This is a genomic window from Palleronia sediminis (genome assembly GCF_004358695.1).
GTDB classification, from domain to species: domain Bacteria; phylum Pseudomonadota; class Alphaproteobacteria; order Rhodobacterales; family Rhodobacteraceae; genus Palleronia; species Palleronia sediminis.
This window is the reverse complement of record NZ_SNAA01000001.1, coordinates 38841-54026: the sequence shown is the minus strand read 5'-3', so window position 1 is coordinate 54026 and position 15186 is coordinate 38841. Positions and strand designations below refer to the sequence as shown.

The window sequence follows — 15186 nt, the reverse complement described above, 5'->3', positions numbered from 1 at the left end:
CGAACGGCCTGGCAGCATGTCCGCCGGTCGTGGAATACAGCCGCGGGTTTCAGGCGCAGGCGGCCGAAGAATTGGCGGTGCTGCCGGACGGATCAGCCATCGCCGAGATGCTGGCCGACTACAGCGTCATGCGGGATCAGGCGCGCGCGTGCAGCGAGCAATGAAGCCTCTGCACACCAGCCGATGGCCTTTTCTTTCCGATGCAGCTACAGTGAGCGATAATTCAACAAACATTGCTGCCTTCGGGGAAGAAATGGACCGTCTCGAATGCGATCGCATGTTCCTCGCCGTCATGGAAGCCGGCAGCTTCACCGGGGCAGCGGAAAAGCTCGGCACCAGTTCCGGCCAGGCATCCAAGCTGTTGTCGCGGCTGGAAAGTGAACTTGGCGTGCGGCTGCTCAATCGGACGACGCGATCCGTTTCGCCGACGGAGGCCGGTAGGGCATACTACGATCGGCTGAAGCCGCTCGTGGATGAACTCGAAACGCTGGAACTCGATATCCGCAACATCTCGCAGTCGCCGCGGGGGCGGCTGCGCCTGACGGCGCCGCTGACCTTCGGCACGCTGGAAATGGCACCCGCGCTCAATGAATTCGCTGCGCGCTATCCCGACATCGAACTTGATGTGACCTTCACCGACCGGGTCGTCAACGTCGTCGACGAGGGTTTCGACCTCGCCATCCGTGTCGGGCGCCCCGGCGATTCCAGCCTGATCATCCGCAAGCTCTGCGCCGTCCGCATCGTCGTGGTGGCCGCGCCCGCCTACCTCGAGATGCACGGCGCCCCCGAGGCGCCTTCGGACCTGGAACACCATGCCTGCATAATCGACACCAACTTCCGCGAGCCGAACCGTTGGCCGTTCAGGACGCAGCAGGGCGACGCGGAGATGGCGAACGTCTCAGGCCGCATCCGCTACTCCAATGCCGAAGCCTGTCTTCAGGCCGCGACCCTGGGCTTGGGGCTGGCCTGCGTCCCTGCTTTCGTGGCGGGGGACGCGCTGCGGTCCGGCGGGGTGACGCGACTTCTGTCGTCCTACGAGTCGGAGCCTTACGACGTTCACGTGCTCTACCCACATAACCGGCACCTTGCCGCGAAAGTGCGCCTGCTCGTCGACTTCCTGGTCGAACGCTACAGACAGACACCGCACTGGGAGCAAGGCTGGTGACAATTCCATCCAATTGAGAAGCAATCATCTTCCCGGCAGCCGGATTATTGTCTGCCAGAGTAGGGTCTATGTTCTCTGCATGACGAACGAACTGGCGTTCAGCCGAACGCCGGATGTCAGAAGGAGAACGAACATGAGCATCTCGATCATTGGCGCCGGCAACATGGCGAAGGGTCTCGCGGCCCGCTTCGCGAGCGCCGGCCATCCCGTCACTCTCGCCAGCCGCGACAAAACCAAGGCCGACGCAGCCGCCCGAGAGGTGGGCAACGGCGTATCCTCGGCACCCATCGCCGCGGCCGCGCAATCGGCGGACGTCGTCTTCCTGGCGGTGCCCTTTGATGCTGCGGGCGACATAATCGAGGCGGTCGGCGGTTTCGCAGGCAAGATCGTCGTCGACATCACCAACCCGATGAAGGCTGACTTCTCCGGCCTCAGCATCGGTCACACGACGAGCGCCGCCGAAGAAATCCAGAAGCGCGCCCCGCAGGCGAAGATCGTGAAGGCGTTCAACACGATTTTCGCGCAGGTCCTCCAGAACGCCGGCCAGGCGGCCGGACGTCCTGCAACGGTCTTCGTCGCCGGAGACGATGAGGCCGCCCGCGCCGCAGTCGCCGAGCTGGCGCGGGGCGCCGGGTTCGAGACGCTCGAGACCGGCCCCCTGGCCACCGCTCGATACCTCGAGCCCGTGGCCGCGCTGAACATCACGCTCGGCTACGGCCTCGGCCACGGCACCGACATCGCGCCAACCTGGCAGCGCGCTGCCTGACCCGTCGAACTGTCACTCCCCTCCATGAGAAAGTCTGAAACCATGACCAACATCCTTCGCGTCGAATCCTCAATCAAGGGCGACGCCGCCGTCTCCCGGCTGCTGACGGACCGCATCGTCGCCCGCCTTGTCGCGGCCAACCCGGACGCCGTCACAGTCACGCGCGACCTCGCGGCCGGCATCCGTCCCGTCGATGGCCAATGGCTCGGAGCGGTCTATACACCAACCGAGGCGCGGACCGAGAGCCAGCAGGCGACGGCGGCCTATGCCGACGCGCTACTCGACGAGGTGAAGGCGGCGGACGTCCTTGTCATTGCGCTGCCGGTGTATAACTTCGGGCTGCCCGCGCAACTCAAGGCTTGGATCGACCAGCTCGCCCGCAAGGGACAGACCTTCCGCTACACCGAGGCCGGACCCGAAGGCCTCTTGCCTGGCAAGCGGGCGATTGTCGCCTACGCGTCGGACGGCACGAAGCTCGGCTCCGAGATCGACTTCGCCTCGGGCTATCTGCGCCACATACTCGGGTTCTTCGGCATCGCCGACGTTGAGTTCGTAGCCGCAGATGCAATCGCCTTCGGCGCTGAGGAAGCCATCGGGCGGGGCGAAGCCCAGGTGGACGCGCTGGCGGCCTGAGCCGAGATCCACGTTGAGGAGGCTCCGGCAACGGTCGGGGCCTCTCGTCGCAAAAGCTATCTTCGGAAGCGCCAAGCCTGTAATGTCGGAGTTGTGGCAGTCTGCGCCGCATGCGCCATCGACCGCTTCATTGACTAAGGGGCGAACGTGACTGCTTTTTGGCCCGATATTCCCTACCGACCTTGGCGCGAGACCTGCTCCGCGCTGCACCTCTACACCCAGGTCGTCGGCAAGTACCGGCTCGCCCGTTCGCCCTGGGTGAACCATTCCTGGCATGTGACGCTCTACGTCAATGCGCGCGGCTTCACGACCTCGCTCGTGCCAGACCGCCCCGGCGGCGTGGAAATCGTGCTGGACCTCCTCGACCATGCGGTGATCGGCTCCTGCACGGACGGGAGGACGGCGCGCTTCGATCTTGGCCCGATGTCGGTCGCCGCCTTTCACGAGCGTTTCGTCGACCTCCTGCGCAAGATTGGCGCCACGGCCGAGTTCCACGGTGTTCCGAACGAAGTTCCCGATCCGATCCCGTTTGTCGAGGACCTGGCCGAGCGGCCCTACGATGCGGCAACCGTGCCCCGCTTCTTCCGGGCCTGCGTTTGTATCGATCATGTTCTGAACCGCTTTCGCACCTCCTTCCTTGGCAAGGTCAGCCCCGCCCATCTGTTCTGGGGCAGCTTCGATATGGCCGTGACCCGCTTCTCCGGGCGAACGGCACCGCTGCATCCGGGTGGGGTGCCGGGACTGCCAAATAACGTCACCTGCGAGGCCTATAGCCACGAAGTATCCTCGGCCGGGTTCTGGCCGGGCGGCGGCGGCGTCGATTTCCCTGCGTTCTATTCTTACGCCTATCCGGCGCCACCGGGCTTCGCCAACGCCGCCGTGGACGCTATACGCCGATGTCCAGCTCGCGCCGGGTGCAAGCTTCACGGTCGAGCCATCCGTGACCGAGCGCGCGCTTTACACCATCTCGGTCGAAATCGAGGTGGCGGGGCAGAGCTTCGCGTACGCCCAGCTCCTCGTGTTGCGGCCGGGCGACCAGATCGTCGTCCGCGCCGTCACCGCCGCACGTGTCATGCTGTTCGGCGGAGAATCTTTGGAGGGCCCGCGCTGGATCTGGTGGAACTTCATCTCGTCGCGAAAGGAGCGGATCGAGCAGGCGCAGGAGGAATGTCACCGCGGGCGGTTCGACACCGTGCCGGGCGATGAGGCCGACTTCATCCCGCTTCCCAAGATGAATACCAAGCCCCGCCGGACGCTCGGCGGCGTGTTCTACCCCTAGGGCCGGCGGCCCGGACCATTTTGGCGTCCCGAGAGATTTCTTCCATTTTGGCAGCAATCATCTTCCCCTTGACCGGATTATCATTCGGCTCAAACAAGATCATCTTCTCCCTACAGACACCGCGCAAGTGCGCCCCCTTCGAGGAGAATCGAAATGACCTACGCCACCGCTTCCACATCCGCCCGTCCGTCTCTGGTCGAGGGCGTGACCAACGCCGATCTCGCCGCGACGATCCTGCGCGTCTCGATGGGCGTGCTGTTTCTCGCCCATGCCGGGCTGAAGCTCTTCATCTTCACCCCGGCCGGTACGGTCGGTTATTTCGCAAGCCTCGGGCTGCCCGGGCCGCTCGCTTATCTCGTCATCGCGGCCGAGCTGTTCGGCGGCATCGCCCTGATCCTCGGCATCTATTCCCGCTGCGTGTCTCTGGCGCTGGTGCCGATCCTGCTGGGCTCGATCTATGTGCCGCACGGCGCTGCCGGCTTCTTCTTCTCGAACGAAGGCGGCGGCTGGGAATACCCGGCGTTCTGGGCGGTGACGCTGATCGTTCAGGCCCTGCTCGGCGACGGCGCATTCGCGCTGAAGCGCAGCCGCGCCTGAGCTTCCTTGCGGGCCGCGGGGAACCTCCCGCGGCCGCACTTTTCCCGAGGAGACCGATATGACCGCCGCTACAGACTTCTTCGACATGACTACCGCGCCGCTGCGCATCGGGACCGTCCGGCTCAAGGTGCGTGACCTCGATGCGGTCTCCACCTTCTACCAAACGATGCTCGGACTCCGCCCGATCGAGAGCCACGGCCATCGCATCACGCTCGGCACCGGCGGCACGCCGCTTCTGGAGCTGGTGGGCGATCCGGATCTGGCCCCGCTCGATCCGCGACAGGCCGGGCTCTTTCACACTGCTTTCCTGATGCCGACCCGATCCGACCTGGCCCGCTGGTTCGCCCACGTCGCTGCGGCGCGCGTGCCGCTTCAGGGAGCGTCGGATCACATCGTCAGCGAGGCGCTCTATCTCGCCGATCCCGAGGGCAACGGTATCGAGGTCTACGCCGACTGGCCCGTCGACCGCTGGCATGACGCGAAAGGCGAGATCCGGATGAGCACCGATCCGCTCGACCTGCAGGACCTTTTGCAGAGCGCCGAGGGAACCGCATGGTCGGGCTTTCCAGAGGAGGGCAGCGTCGGCCACGTCCACCTGCAGGTAGGTGACACCGTAGAAGCCGACCGCTTCTACCGCGACATCCTCGGCCTCGACATCGCCGCGCGCTATCCGGGCGCGAGCTTCTACGGCAGCGGCGGTTACCACCACCAGCTCGCCGGCAACGTCTGGAACAGCCGCCGCGCCGGAAAACGTCCGAAGCGGATGGCAGGTCTCGATGGCGTCGAGGTCATTGTCCGCGATGCCGCTGACCTCGCGGCCATCGCTGCCCGCGCCGACAGCGCCGGCATCAAAAGCACCACGAACACGGGCGGCCTGACCCTGCACGACCCTTGGGGCACCGGCATCACTTTGAAGAACTGAGGAGACGACCATGCTGATGAACGGAAAATGGGTAGCCGCCTGGCAGCCCGTCCAGGCCAAGGACGACAAGGGCGGCTTCGTCCGCCAGACATCGAGCTTTCGCAACTGGATCACCCCCGATGGAAGCGCCGGGCCCACCGGCGAAGGCGGCTTCAAGGCCGAGCCCGATCGCTACCATCTTTATCTCGCGCTGATCTGCCCTTGGGCGGCGCGCACGCTGATCGGGCGCAAGCTGAAGGGGCTCGAGGACGCGATCTCGGTTTCCATCGTCGAGCCTGAACTCTCCGATCAGGGCTGGCGCTTCGGAGATGCGGCCGGAGCCGACCTCGACACGGTGAATGGCGCGAGCTTCCTGCACGAGATCTACACCCGCGCCGATCCCGCCATCTCGGGGCGGGCGACGGTGCCGGTCTTGTGGGACAAGACCGGCGGAACCATCGTCAACAACGAGTCGGCTGACATCCTGCGGATGCTGAATTCCGGCTTCGGCGATCTGGCGGACAACACATTCGACTTGTATCCGGCCGACCTCCGCGAGGAGATCGACGCGCTCAACACCCGCATCTACCCGGCGCTCAACAACGGCGTCTACCGCGCGGGCTTCGCCACCACGCAAGGAGCCTACGAGGAAGCGTTTCACGATGTCTTCGCCATGCTCGACGACCTCGAGGGGCGCCTCGGCGACGGCCGCGACTTCCTGTTGGGGGACCGGTTCACCGAGGCCGACGTTCGGCTGTTCGTGACGCTGGTGCGCTTCGACGTGGCTTACTTTGGCCTCTTCAAGTGCAATCTGCGCCGGATCGCCGACTACCCCGCGCTGAGCGGCTACCAGTCACGGATCCTCGCACTCCCTGGCGTGCGAGAGACCGTCAGTATCGATCACATCAAGCGCGGCTACTTCTCGATCAAGGCGCTGAACCCGACCGGCATCGTTCCGGTAGGACCCGAACTGCCGCTCGCGCTTGCGGCCTGACCATCGTGGATCGTGAGACCGCCGCGGCGCCCGAATTGCGCTGCGGTCAGCTCGAGCGGGAATAGACGGTCAGGACGCGCCGGATGAAGTCGCGGAACTCCAGCGTGTAGGTGCGCAGGAACTCCACCGTTCCTTCGACACTCACTTCACCCTCGTCCGAAATAAGGCCTGGCTTGAACTGGATGTAGGCTTCCACCGCGTTCATCATCGGCGAATTGCAGAAGCCGAGGATGCTCTTGAGGTGCTGCTGGCCGACGGCGGTTCCGATCGCGCCGGGCGAGGTGCCGATGATCGCCGAGGGCTTGCGGGTGAAGGCATTCTGTCCGTAGGGGCGACTTGCCCAGTCGATCGCGTTCTTCAGTCCGCCCGGGATCGAGCGATTGTATTCCGGGGTAACAAACAGCACCGCGTCCACGTCTGCGATGGCCGCCTTGAAGTCCTTTGCGATCGGCGGATAGTCGGCGTCATAGTCGTAGCTGTAGAGAGGCAGGTCGCCAAATCGGATTTCCTGCATCTGCAGTTCCGGCGGCGCCAGCCGAACAAGCGCTTGCGAGAGCTTCCTGTTGATCGAACCCTTTGCAAGGCTGCCGACAAAATATCCGACCTTGAAATCTGCCATCTGATCCTCCCTGATCATTGGAAACAAAGACCTGCCCGGGCCGGATGACGTCTTGGCGCCCGGTTCCTTGGCCATCATAGCATGGTCGGCCAGCATCACCTGTCAGAATCGCGGACGACCGAGGCGACGCCTGAGCGCCAACAGGGTACCGTGGCCGACTGCCGAGTGAAAGAGGGTGCCGACCGACCGTTCAGTGTGCACGGGACCACATTCGACCGAGCCCGTCGAATGAGCGCGCTGCCGAGCGTGGCGAACTCCCCGCGCATATGTCATTTAGAAATTAATGACTTAGGGTGGGGAAGGTTGGGACTCAGGCCCGCGCCTCCGCCGAGGTCAAGGTGCTGCAGGAAAGGGGCGGTGATCGTGCGGATGCTCAGCGACTACGCGGTTATGCGCGAACAGGCACGGGCGTGCAGGTGAAGACGGGCCGGGCATGACTGTGCAGGAAGCGCCAGACGCCTCGACCGCAGGGCCACGCTCGGCCCGGTTCACGAGTTTCACGGTTTCAAAGAGCGGCAAGGCGTCCCTGCGCGGACATGATGGTATGCGACTTCGGCTACTGTCGCGCACGGAAACGGGCACATTTCTGCATCCGATGTCAGGGCCGTTTTTGGTACCTCAACCTGACGGTGGCGGGCCGTTCTGATCTGAGCGAACCGCGCCAAGAAACTGCCAAAACTTCAGTAGCTTTATCATAGGCTTTTGTCACATCTGACGGTCTGATTTCCATTAGAGCGGGCGCAGGCGGCAAAAAGAGCCAAAAAACTCAACATTATACTGTGTCTGGGGTCAGCGGACCGTGCCGATCCCATTGAATGCGGATGTCTCAAGAAACTGCAGATGCGTTGCGCGGGCGGTGCAAGCGATTTGTCATGAAACTGTAACAGAACTCTTACACCAGCATCACAAAGCCCCCGTATTCCGCCACTCATGGTCGTGACAGCGACCGAAACTAACCTGGGAGCCATCATGCTTTACCTGAAACTGACTGCCTCTGCCTGCGCGGTTGCCGCAATCTCCACAACTGCTGCTTTCGCGCAAAGCCGCGATGCGATCCGTATCGTCGGGTCTTCGACCGTGTTTCCCTACACGCAAGCGGTCGCCGAACAGTTCGCCAACAACACCGGCGCCCCGTCGCCCGTCGTGGAATCCACCGGCACCGGCGGTGGCATGCAGATCTTCTGCGGCGGCATCGGCGAATCGCATGCCGACATCACCGGTGCTTCACGCGCCATGAAGGCATCGGAGTTCGAGCTGTGCCAGCAGAACGGAGTCACCGACATCACCGAAGCGCTGATCGGCTTCGATGGCCTGTCGCTCGCGATCTCGCGCGAGAACGATTTCGACTGGAATCTGACTCTCGGTGAGGTTTACCTCGCCCTCGGTGCCCAGGTTCCGGTCAACGGTGAATGGGTCGACAACCCCTATACCAAATGGTCGGAAATCAACCCCGACCTGCCCGAAACCGAGATCCTAGCCTATGGCCCGCCGCCCACATCCGGCACCCGCGACGCCTTTGTCGAGTTGGCGATGCACGCGGGCTGCGAAGAGCTGGACTATGTAGCCAACGGCGGCTTCGACGGTGACTGGGTTGAAGAGAACTGTTCGCGCATGCGCACCGACGGCCCCTTTGTCGAGGCGGGCGAGAATGACAACCTGATCGTCCAGCGCATCGAGGCCGACCCGAACGCCATGGGTATCTTCGGCTATTCCTTCCTTTACGAGAACATGGACAAGCTGAAGGGCGTGCAGATCGAAGGCGTCGAACCGTCGATCGAGACCATCGCCGACAAATCCTATCCCGTGTCGCGCCCGCTCTATTTCTACATCAAGAACGCGCATCGCGGCGTGATCCCCAACCTTGATGCCTTCATCGAGGAATACATGTCCGACGACGCGCTGGCCTCTGGCGGCTACCTGTCCGAGCGGGGCCTTGTGCCGCTGGCCGAGGAGCGGATGCAGACCTTGCAGGACAACGTTCTGAACGGCCAGTCGATGGAAGCCCCGGCAGGCTGAACGCCTGTCTGATTCCGCCCGGGTCGGCCCTGTCTGGCCCGGGCATTCTACCATGAGTGGGTGTATCCGATGACGACCTTGGCCTTCGCTATTCTTCTTGTCGCCAGCCTTGCGGCCTACGCCTTGAACCGGCGCGCCGCGACCGGCATCCGCAATGGCGGCGCAAGGCTGCATTCAGTCTCGAATTATCACGGCCTCTTTGCGCTGCTGCTGATGCTGGTGCCCGTTCTGGTCGTGATCCTGGCTTGGCTGGTGCTGCAAGGGTCCGTCGTCAACGCGGTGGTGATGGGCGCGCTGCCGGACGGCACACTGACCGAGCTGGAAAAGGGCCAGGTCGATCTCATCCTAGCCGAGATCCAGTCCATTTCCGGGGGCCGCATCTTTGGCCAGCCCGAGCCGTGGAAACTGGCGGCTGCCGAGCGTCTGACCGAGCTGCGCCAGCTGGCCGCGCTTGGCCTTGTGCTGGTGACCGCGCTTCTTTGCCTCGCCATCATGATCTTTGCCCGCAAGAAGGTCTCGGCCGAGTTCCGCGCGCGCCAGGGGGTCGAGCGGATCGTCTCGGGCCTGATGATCTTCTGCTCGGTCGTCGCCATCTTTACCACCGTCGGCATCGTCGCCTCGCTGGCCTTCGAGACCTACAAGTTTCTGCGGTTGGTGCCGCTGAGCGAGTTCCTCTTTGGCCTCAACTGGGAGCCTCAGATCCCGATCCGCGCCGACCAGATCGCCGCTGCCGGTGCCTTCGGCTGGATCCCGGTGATCGTCGGCACGATCGTCATCACCATCGTCGCCATCGTCATTGCCGTGCCGATCGGCCTGCTGTCGGCCATCTACCTTTTCGAATTCGCGCCCAAGCGCGTCCGCGCGGTGGCTAAGCCGCTGCTGGAGATCCTCGCCGGGGTGCCGACGGTCGTCTACGGCTTCTTCGCCATCCTCGTCGTGGCCCCCGCGATCCGCATCTTTGGCGCGTCACTGGGCATTCCGGTCGCGCCCAACACCGCACTGGCGGCGGGCGGGGTGATGAGCATCATGCTGGTGCCGTTCATCTCGTCCTTCGCCGATGACGCGCTGTCGGCAGTGCCACGGGCGATGCGCGATGGCGCGCTGGCCCTTGGCGCCACACGCGCCGAGACAGTGCTGAACGTTCTCTTTCCGGCGGCGATCCCCGGTATCGTGGGCGGTGTCCTTTTGGCTGTCAGCCGCGCTATCGGCGAGACGATGATCGTTGTGATGGCTGCGGGTCTGATGGCCAACCTTACGCTGAACCCGCTGGAGAGTGTCACCACCGTCACTGTGCAGATCGTCACGCTGCTGATCGGGGATACCTCGTTCGACAACCCCAAGACGCTGGCCGCCTTCGCCCTGGGGATGATGCTGTTCCTCGTCACTCTTATCATCAATATCTTCGCGCTCCGGATCGTCCGGAAATACCGCGAAGCCTACGATTGAGGCTTGATCCCATGAGCAATATCCCCTCCGGCTCCGTGGCACGGACCAAAATGGACAAGGTGCGCGGCAGCCTCTCGCGGCGGCACCGCAAGCAGTTCATCCTGCAAGCCATGGGCATCACGGCGATCAGCCTTGCCTTCCTGATGCTGTTCATCCTGCTCGCCTCGCTGATCTCGACCGGCCACAAGGCATTCACCCAGACCGAGATCACGCTTGAGGTGTTCATCGACCCCGAGGAAATCAGCGCCGAGCGCCTTCCGCGCGGCAATTTCGACGATGTGCTGGCGGCGGCTCTGGCAGCAGACCTGCCATCGGTTGACCCCAATGACCGCGCTGCGATGCGCGTGGTGGGCGGCATCCTGTCCAACGGCGCCCAGTTTCAGCTGCGCGACCGCGTGGTGGCGGACCTGTCGCTGATCGGGCAGACCATTGCCCTGAGCGTGCCTGTCTCGGATCCCTATGACCAGCTTCACAAGGGCCTTTTGGACCGCGAGACCCCTGAGAGCCTGCGCCGGCTCGATGACACGCAGATTTCCTTTTACGATCGTCTGATCGAGATTGGCGCGATCACCTCCAGCCTCAATACCGGCCTTTTGACGAATGCCGACAGCCGCTTTCCCGAGCTGGCGGGTCTCAAGGGCGCGATCATGGGCTCGTTCTGGGCGCTCCTGACCTGTTTTCTGATCTCGTTCCCGCTGGGCATCGGCGCGGCCATCTACCTCGAGGAATTCGCGCCCAGGAACAGGCTGAGCGATTTCATCGAGGTCAATATCAACAATCTGGCTGCCGTGCCCTCGGTCGTCTTCGGCCTTCTGGCGCTGGCGGTCTTCATCGGCTGGTTCGGGATGCCGCGCTCGGCACCCTTCGTCGGTGGTATGACACTGGCCCTGATGACAATGCCGACGATCATCATTGCGACGCGCGCCGCACTCAAGGCCGTACCGCCCTCGATCCGCGAGGCCGCCCTGGGTGTGGGCGCATCCAGGCAACAGGTGGTCTTTGGCCATATCGTGCCCCTGGCCATGCCCGGTATCCTGACGGGAACGATCATCGGTCTGGCGCAAGCCCTGGGCGAAACCGCGCCGCTGCTGCTGATCGGGATGAACGCCTTTATAACCTCGGCACCCGCGACGCCGTTTGACAGCGCCACCGCCCTGCCGACGCAGATCTTCATCTGGGCCGACAGCCCCGAGCGCGGCTTTGTCAGCCGGACATCTGCCGCCATCCTCGTGCTGCTGACCTTCCTCATCACGATGAACGCCATCGCAATCTACCTGCGCAGCAAGTTTGAACGCAAATGGTAAACCCCCCGAAAGGAGAGGCCGTGGACGACCTCAGAGCCATCAACTGCGATGTTGATACCAACGCTACCAAGATCAGCGCGCGCGGCGTGCAGGTCCATTACGGCGATACCCACGCGATCAAGGATGTCGACGTCGATATCAAGGAACGTTCAGTCACGGCCTTCATCGGCCCGTCGGGCTGCGGCAAATCCACTTTCCTGCGCTGCATCAACCGGATGAACGACACGATCGACATCTGCCGGGTCGCGGGCGATATCCGCATCGACGGCGACGACATTTATGACCGCAGTATCGACCCGGTGCAGTTGCGCGCCCGCGTCGGGATGGTGTTTCAAAAGCCGAACCCGTTTCCCAAGTCGATCTATGACAATGTCGCCTATGGCCCCAAAATCCACGGCCTGGCCAGATCCAGGGTCGAGATGGACGAGATCGTCGAGCGGTCCCTGCGCCGCGCTGCCATCTGGGACGAGGTCAAGGACCGCCTGCACGCCCCCGGCACTGGGCTTTCGGGTGGCCAGCAACAGCGCCTTTGCATCGCGCGCGCCGTGGCCACCGACCCGGAGGTGTTGCTGATGGACGAGCCATGCTCGGCGCTCGACCCCATCGCGACCGCGCAGATCGAGGAACTGATCGATACCCTGCGCGAGAAATACACCGTGGTCATCGTCACCCACTCGATGCAGCAGGCCGCGCGGGTCAGCCAGAAGACCGCCTTTTTCCATCTCGGCAGCCTCGTCGAATACGGTGATACCGACGATATCTTTACCAACCCGAGGGACAGCCGCACCGAAAGCTATATCTCTGGCCGGATCGGATAGGAGACGCGTCATGAACACGAAACACATTTCCAGCGCCTTTGACCGCGACCTTGAAGGCGCACAGGCCATGCTCATGAAAATGGCCGACTTGATCAACGAGGCCATGATGCGGGCCGCCGAGGCACTCGAGACCAGCAATATCGCAATGGCCGAAGCCGTGCGGCGGAATGACAAGGCCATCGACAAGCTGGAAGAGAGCATCAGGATCGATTGCGCCCGCATTCTCGCAACGCGGTCTCCGAACGCAGGCGACCTGCGTACGGTTCTGACGGTCATGAGCATCGCCTCTAATCTGGAACGCTGCGGCGATTATGCAAAGAACATCGCCAAACGCACGTCCGTGCTGGCCCATGTGCACCCGGTCAAAGATGTTTCTCCGGCTCTGCGCCGCATGCAGCAGGCGGTCGTCGGCATGATGACCGACGCGCTTGATGCCTATACGCGACGCGATGTCGAATTTGCCCAGGAGGTCCGGGCGCGGGATTTCGAGATTGATGAGATGTACAACACCCTTTTTCGTTCACTCCTGACGCATATGATGGAGGAACCCCACAGTATCTCCGCCTGTATGCATCTGCATTTCATCGCCAAGAACATCGAGCGGATGGGCGATCACATCACGTCGATCGCCGAACAGGTGATTTATCTGGTGACCGGAGAACTGCCCGATGACGATCGGCCAAAAGGCGATCTGACATCGCTTTCCAGTCCCGACGCTTTTGACGGGACCACTTGACGAGCAGCATTCAATTCCATAATTCCCGATATATGGATAAGAGTAGCGCACTCGGCGCCTTTGCCGCCCTCGGCCAGTCCACCCGGCTCGAGGTGTTCCGGCTGCTGATCAAGGCGGGGCAGCAAGGGGCGTTGGCCGGTGATATCAGTAGCGCACTGGAGGTGCGCCAGAACACGATGTCGGCCAATCTCGGGGTCCTCGCCCGGTCCGGTCTGATCCGGAGCAGGCGGGAGGGCCGAAGTATCCGCTATTTCGCCGACATGGAGGGGGTGCGCGGCCTTCTTGGCTTCTTGATGGAGGAATGCTGCGGCGGGCGTCCCGAACTTTGTCAGCACGTTCTCGAAGAAATCACCTGCTGCCAGGGGCCGCTCGGCCCACCTGACCGCCAACCACACGAGAGATCGACATGACCGATACATCGCTTCCCGCTGCGGCGGGTCTGGGTACATTCGAACGCTGGCTGTCCGTCTGGGTGGCGCTGGCCATCGGCGCGGGGCTGCTGCTGGGCAATCTGGTTCCGGGCCTGTTTTCGTTTCTGGCCTCGCTGGAGATGGCCTCGGTCAACCTGCCCGTGGCGATGCTGATCTGGGCGATGGTCTATCCGATGATGGTCGGCGTGGATTTCGGAGCGCTGCGGCAAGTGGGAGACAAGCCGAAGGGCCTGGTGGTCACGCTGGTGGTGAACTGGCTGATCAAGCCATTCACGATGGCCGCGCTCGGTGTACTGTTTTTCGAGTATGTCTTTGCGGGGCTGATCCCGGCCGACGATGCGCAGGCCTACCTTGCTGGCGTTATCCTGCTGGGTGCGGCCCCCTGCACGGCAATGGTCTTTGTCTGGTCGAACCTCACCCGCGGCGACGCGACCTATACGCTCGTGCAGGTCAGTGTGAACGACGTGATCATGGTCTTTACCTTCGCGCCTATCGTGGCCTTCCTGCTGGGCGTGACCGACATCGTCGTTCCATGGGACACGTTGCTTTTGTCGGTCGGGCTCTACGTCTTGCTCCCGCTGCTGGCCGGGTATCTGACGCGCCGGCACCTTGTCTCGAAAGGCGGCGAACCGTCGGTCGATGCGTTCAAATCGCGCGTGCAGCCGTTTTCGATCCTGGGGTTGCTGGTCACGGTGGTGTTGCTGTTCGGGTTCCAGGGCGAGGTCATCTTTGAGCGCCCGCTCGTCATCGTGCTCGTCGCCGTGCCGCTGTTGATCCAGTCATACGGCATCTTCTTCGTGGCTTACGGCGCGGCGCGGGCTTGGGGGATTCCGTTCAACGTGGCGGCACCCTGCGCCATGATCGGCACGTCCAACTTCTTCGAACTAGCCGTTGCCGTCGCGATCAGCCTGTTCGGGCTGGGATCGGGCGCGGCCCTTGCCACCGTTGTGGGCGTCCTCGTGGAAGTGCCGGTGATGCTCTCGCTCGTCGCCTTTGCCAACCGGACGCAGCACTGGTTCCCAAAGGAAGGGGGCGCGTCGTGAGCATCGTCATCCATCACAACCCTGACTGCGGCACCTCGCGCAACGTGCTGGCGATCATCGAGGCGTCGGGTGAGACGCCGGTTGTTGTTGACTACCTTCAAACCGGATGGACCCGCCCGCAGCTTCTGGCACTGTTCGCCGCTGCCGACCTGACGCCCCGCACCGCCCTGCGGACGACGAAATCTCCGGCAGAGGAATTGGGCCTGCTCGATCCCACCGTCAGCGATGAAACGCTACTCACGGCAATGATTGACTACCCCGTTCTGGTCAACCGTCCTATCGTCTGTTCGGGCAAGGGGGTCCGGCTCTGCCGCCCGAGTGAAGCCGTGCTCGATCTACTCGACCGCCTGCCACTCGGCCCGATGGCCAAAGAGGACGGTACGCCGCTGATCGACGCGAAAGGACACCGGGTTGGCTGATACTTCCACCATACGCGAC

The 15186-nt window shown here is 63.2% G+C and carries 17 protein-coding genes and 1 pseudogene; 17 read left to right on the top strand and 1 reads right to left on the bottom strand.

Annotated features, from left to right (window positions below; genetic code table 11):
* The first annotated feature begins 29 nt into the window (after positions 1 to 29).
* The 9 genes and pseudogenes from E2L08_RS17420 (at position 30) to E2L08_RS00270 (ending at position 6335) form a co-directional block, all read left to right on the top strand.
* On the top strand, positions 30 to 164 hold the full coding sequence (locus E2L08_RS17420; protein ID WP_338069512.1) for a hypothetical protein: 135 nt from the start codon (positions 30 to 32) through the stop codon (positions 162 to 164).
* 89 nt (positions 165 to 253) lie between these two features.
* Positions 254 to 1165, top strand: a complete 912-nt coding sequence (locus E2L08_RS00300) for a LysR family transcriptional regulator (protein ID WP_133395066.1) — start codon at positions 254 to 256, stop codon at positions 1163 to 1165.
* Between the two features lie 133 nt (positions 1166 to 1298).
* Entirely contained in the window at positions 1299 to 1931 is a 633-nt protein-coding gene (locus E2L08_RS00295) for an NADPH-dependent F420 reductase (protein ID WP_240757770.1), read from the top strand.
* A 42-nt stretch (positions 1932 to 1973) separates the two neighbouring features.
* Positions 1974 to 2564 carry an FMN-dependent NADH-azoreductase gene (locus E2L08_RS00290; protein ID WP_133395064.1) on the top strand — a complete coding sequence of 197 codons (591 nt, stop codon included), beginning with the start codon at positions 1974 to 1976 and terminating at the stop codon, positions 2562 to 2564.
* Positions 2565 to 2711: 147 nt separating this feature from the next.
* Positions 2712 to 3389: pseudogene (locus E2L08_RS17165) on the top strand (DUF5996 family protein); the annotation flags it as partial.
* Positions 3292 to 3843: a pirin-like C-terminal cupin domain-containing protein gene (locus E2L08_RS17340; RefSeq protein WP_276321510.1), complete on the top strand. Its 552-nt coding sequence runs from the start codon at positions 3292 to 3294 to the stop codon at positions 3841 to 3843. The pseudogene E2L08_RS17165 and the gene E2L08_RS17340, both read left to right, overlap by 98 nt.
* A 153-nt stretch (positions 3844 to 3996) precedes the next feature.
* Positions 3997 to 4440 carry a DoxX family protein gene (locus tag E2L08_RS00280; protein ID WP_133395062.1) on the top strand — a complete coding sequence of 148 codons (444 nt, stop codon included), beginning with the start codon at positions 3997 to 3999 and terminating at the stop codon, positions 4438 to 4440.
* A gap of 58 nt (positions 4441 to 4498) precedes the next feature.
* Entirely contained in the window at positions 4499 to 5362 is an 864-nt protein-coding gene (locus tag E2L08_RS00275; RefSeq protein ID WP_133395061.1) for a VOC family protein, read from the top strand.
* Between the two features lie 10 nt (positions 5363 to 5372).
* On the top strand, positions 5373 to 6335 hold the full coding sequence (locus E2L08_RS00270; protein ID WP_133395060.1) for a glutathione S-transferase family protein: 963 nt from the start codon (positions 5373 to 5375) through the stop codon (positions 6333 to 6335).
* Between the two features lie 46 nt (positions 6336 to 6381).
* On the opposite strand, the gene E2L08_RS00265 is transcribed toward E2L08_RS00270, so the two are convergent.
* Positions 6382 to 6954, bottom strand: coding sequence for an NADPH-dependent FMN reductase (locus tag E2L08_RS00265; RefSeq protein ID WP_133395059.1), 573 nt, complete (start codon positions 6952 to 6954; stop codon positions 6382 to 6384).
* Positions 6955 to 7923: 969 nt separating this feature from the next.
* Here E2L08_RS00265 and E2L08_RS00255 point away from each other — a divergent pair.
* The 8 genes from E2L08_RS00255 (at position 7924) to arsC (ending at position 15167) form a co-directional block, all read left to right on the top strand.
* A complete protein-coding gene (locus tag E2L08_RS00255) occupies positions 7924 to 8970 on the top strand; it encodes a PstS family phosphate ABC transporter substrate-binding protein (RefSeq protein WP_133395057.1) in 1047 nt (348 codons plus the stop codon).
* 69 nt (positions 8971 to 9039) lie between these two features.
* Positions 9040 to 10416 (top strand): phosphate ABC transporter permease subunit PstC, encoded by a 1377-nt coding sequence (pstC, locus tag E2L08_RS00250; protein WP_133395056.1) that lies wholly within the window; start codon positions 9040 to 9042, stop codon positions 10414 to 10416.
* 11 nt (positions 10417 to 10427) lie between these two features.
* A complete protein-coding gene (gene pstA / locus E2L08_RS00245) occupies positions 10428 to 11720 on the top strand; it encodes a phosphate ABC transporter permease PstA (protein ID WP_133395055.1) in 1293 nt (430 codons plus the stop codon).
* The gene (gene pstB, locus E2L08_RS00240) at positions 11714 to 12538 is read left to right on the top strand and encodes a phosphate ABC transporter ATP-binding protein PstB (protein WP_133395054.1); all 825 of its coding nucleotides are present in this window, start codon (positions 11714 to 11716) and stop codon (positions 12536 to 12538) included. Before pstA ends, pstB begins: the two co-directional genes overlap by 7 nt.
* 10 nt (positions 12539 to 12548) lie before the next feature.
* Entirely contained in the window at positions 12549 to 13274 is a 726-nt protein-coding gene (phoU, locus tag E2L08_RS00235; RefSeq protein ID WP_133395053.1) for a phosphate signaling complex protein PhoU, read from the top strand.
* 32 nt (positions 13275 to 13306) lie between these two features.
* Positions 13307 to 13684: an ArsR/SmtB family transcription factor gene (locus tag E2L08_RS00230; protein ID WP_133395052.1), complete on the top strand. Its 378-nt coding sequence runs from the start codon at positions 13307 to 13309 to the stop codon at positions 13682 to 13684.
* Positions 13681 to 14748 (top strand): ACR3 family arsenite efflux transporter, encoded by a 1068-nt coding sequence (gene arsB / locus E2L08_RS00225; RefSeq protein ID WP_133395051.1) that lies wholly within the window; start codon positions 13681 to 13683, stop codon positions 14746 to 14748. The genes E2L08_RS00230 and arsB overlap by 4 nt, the downstream gene beginning before the upstream one ends.
* Entirely contained in the window at positions 14745 to 15167 is a 423-nt protein-coding gene (arsC, locus tag E2L08_RS00220; RefSeq protein ID WP_133395050.1) for an arsenate reductase (glutaredoxin), read from the top strand. Before arsB ends, arsC begins: the two co-directional genes overlap by 4 nt.
* Positions 15168 to 15186 lie beyond the last annotated feature (19 nt).

Excerpts from the sequence above, each read along its gene's own strand:
- E2L08_RS00300 (WP_133395066.1), top strand. The coding sequence starts at position 254 with ATGGACCGTCTCGAATGCGATCGCATGTTCCTCGCCGTCATGGAAGCC.
- E2L08_RS00295 (WP_240757770.1), top strand. The coding sequence starts at position 1,299 with ATGAGCATCTCGATCATTGGCGCCGGCAACATGGCGAAGGGTCTCGCG.
- E2L08_RS00290 (WP_133395064.1), top strand. The coding sequence starts at position 1,974 with ATGACCAACATCCTTCGCGTCGAATCCTCAATCAAGGGCGACGCCGCC.
- E2L08_RS00280 (WP_133395062.1), top strand. The coding sequence starts at position 3,997 with ATGACCTACGCCACCGCTTCCACATCCGCCCGTCCGTCTCTGGTCGAG.
- E2L08_RS00275 (WP_133395061.1), top strand. The coding sequence starts at position 4,499 with ATGACCGCCGCTACAGACTTCTTCGACATGACTACCGCGCCGCTGCGC.
- E2L08_RS00270 (WP_133395060.1), top strand. The coding sequence starts at position 5,373 with ATGCTGATGAACGGAAAATGGGTAGCCGCCTGGCAGCCCGTCCAGGCC.
- E2L08_RS00265 (WP_133395059.1), bottom strand. The coding sequence starts at position 6,954 with ATGGCAGATTTCAAGGTCGGATATTTTGTCGGCAGCCTTGCAAAGGGT.
- E2L08_RS00255 (WP_133395057.1), top strand. The coding sequence starts at position 7,924 with ATGCTTTACCTGAAACTGACTGCCTCTGCCTGCGCGGTTGCCGCAATC.
- pstC (WP_133395056.1), top strand. The coding sequence starts at position 9,040 with ATGACGACCTTGGCCTTCGCTATTCTTCTTGTCGCCAGCCTTGCGGCC.
- pstA (WP_133395055.1), top strand. The coding sequence starts at position 10,428 with ATGAGCAATATCCCCTCCGGCTCCGTGGCACGGACCAAAATGGACAAG.
- pstB (WP_133395054.1), top strand. The coding sequence starts at position 11,714 with ATGGTAAACCCCCCGAAAGGAGAGGCCGTGGACGACCTCAGAGCCATC.
- phoU (WP_133395053.1), top strand. The coding sequence starts at position 12,549 with ATGAACACGAAACACATTTCCAGCGCCTTTGACCGCGACCTTGAAGGC.
- E2L08_RS00230 (WP_133395052.1), top strand. The coding sequence starts at position 13,307 with ATGGATAAGAGTAGCGCACTCGGCGCCTTTGCCGCCCTCGGCCAGTCC.
- arsB (WP_133395051.1), top strand. The coding sequence starts at position 13,681 with ATGACCGATACATCGCTTCCCGCTGCGGCGGGTCTGGGTACATTCGAA.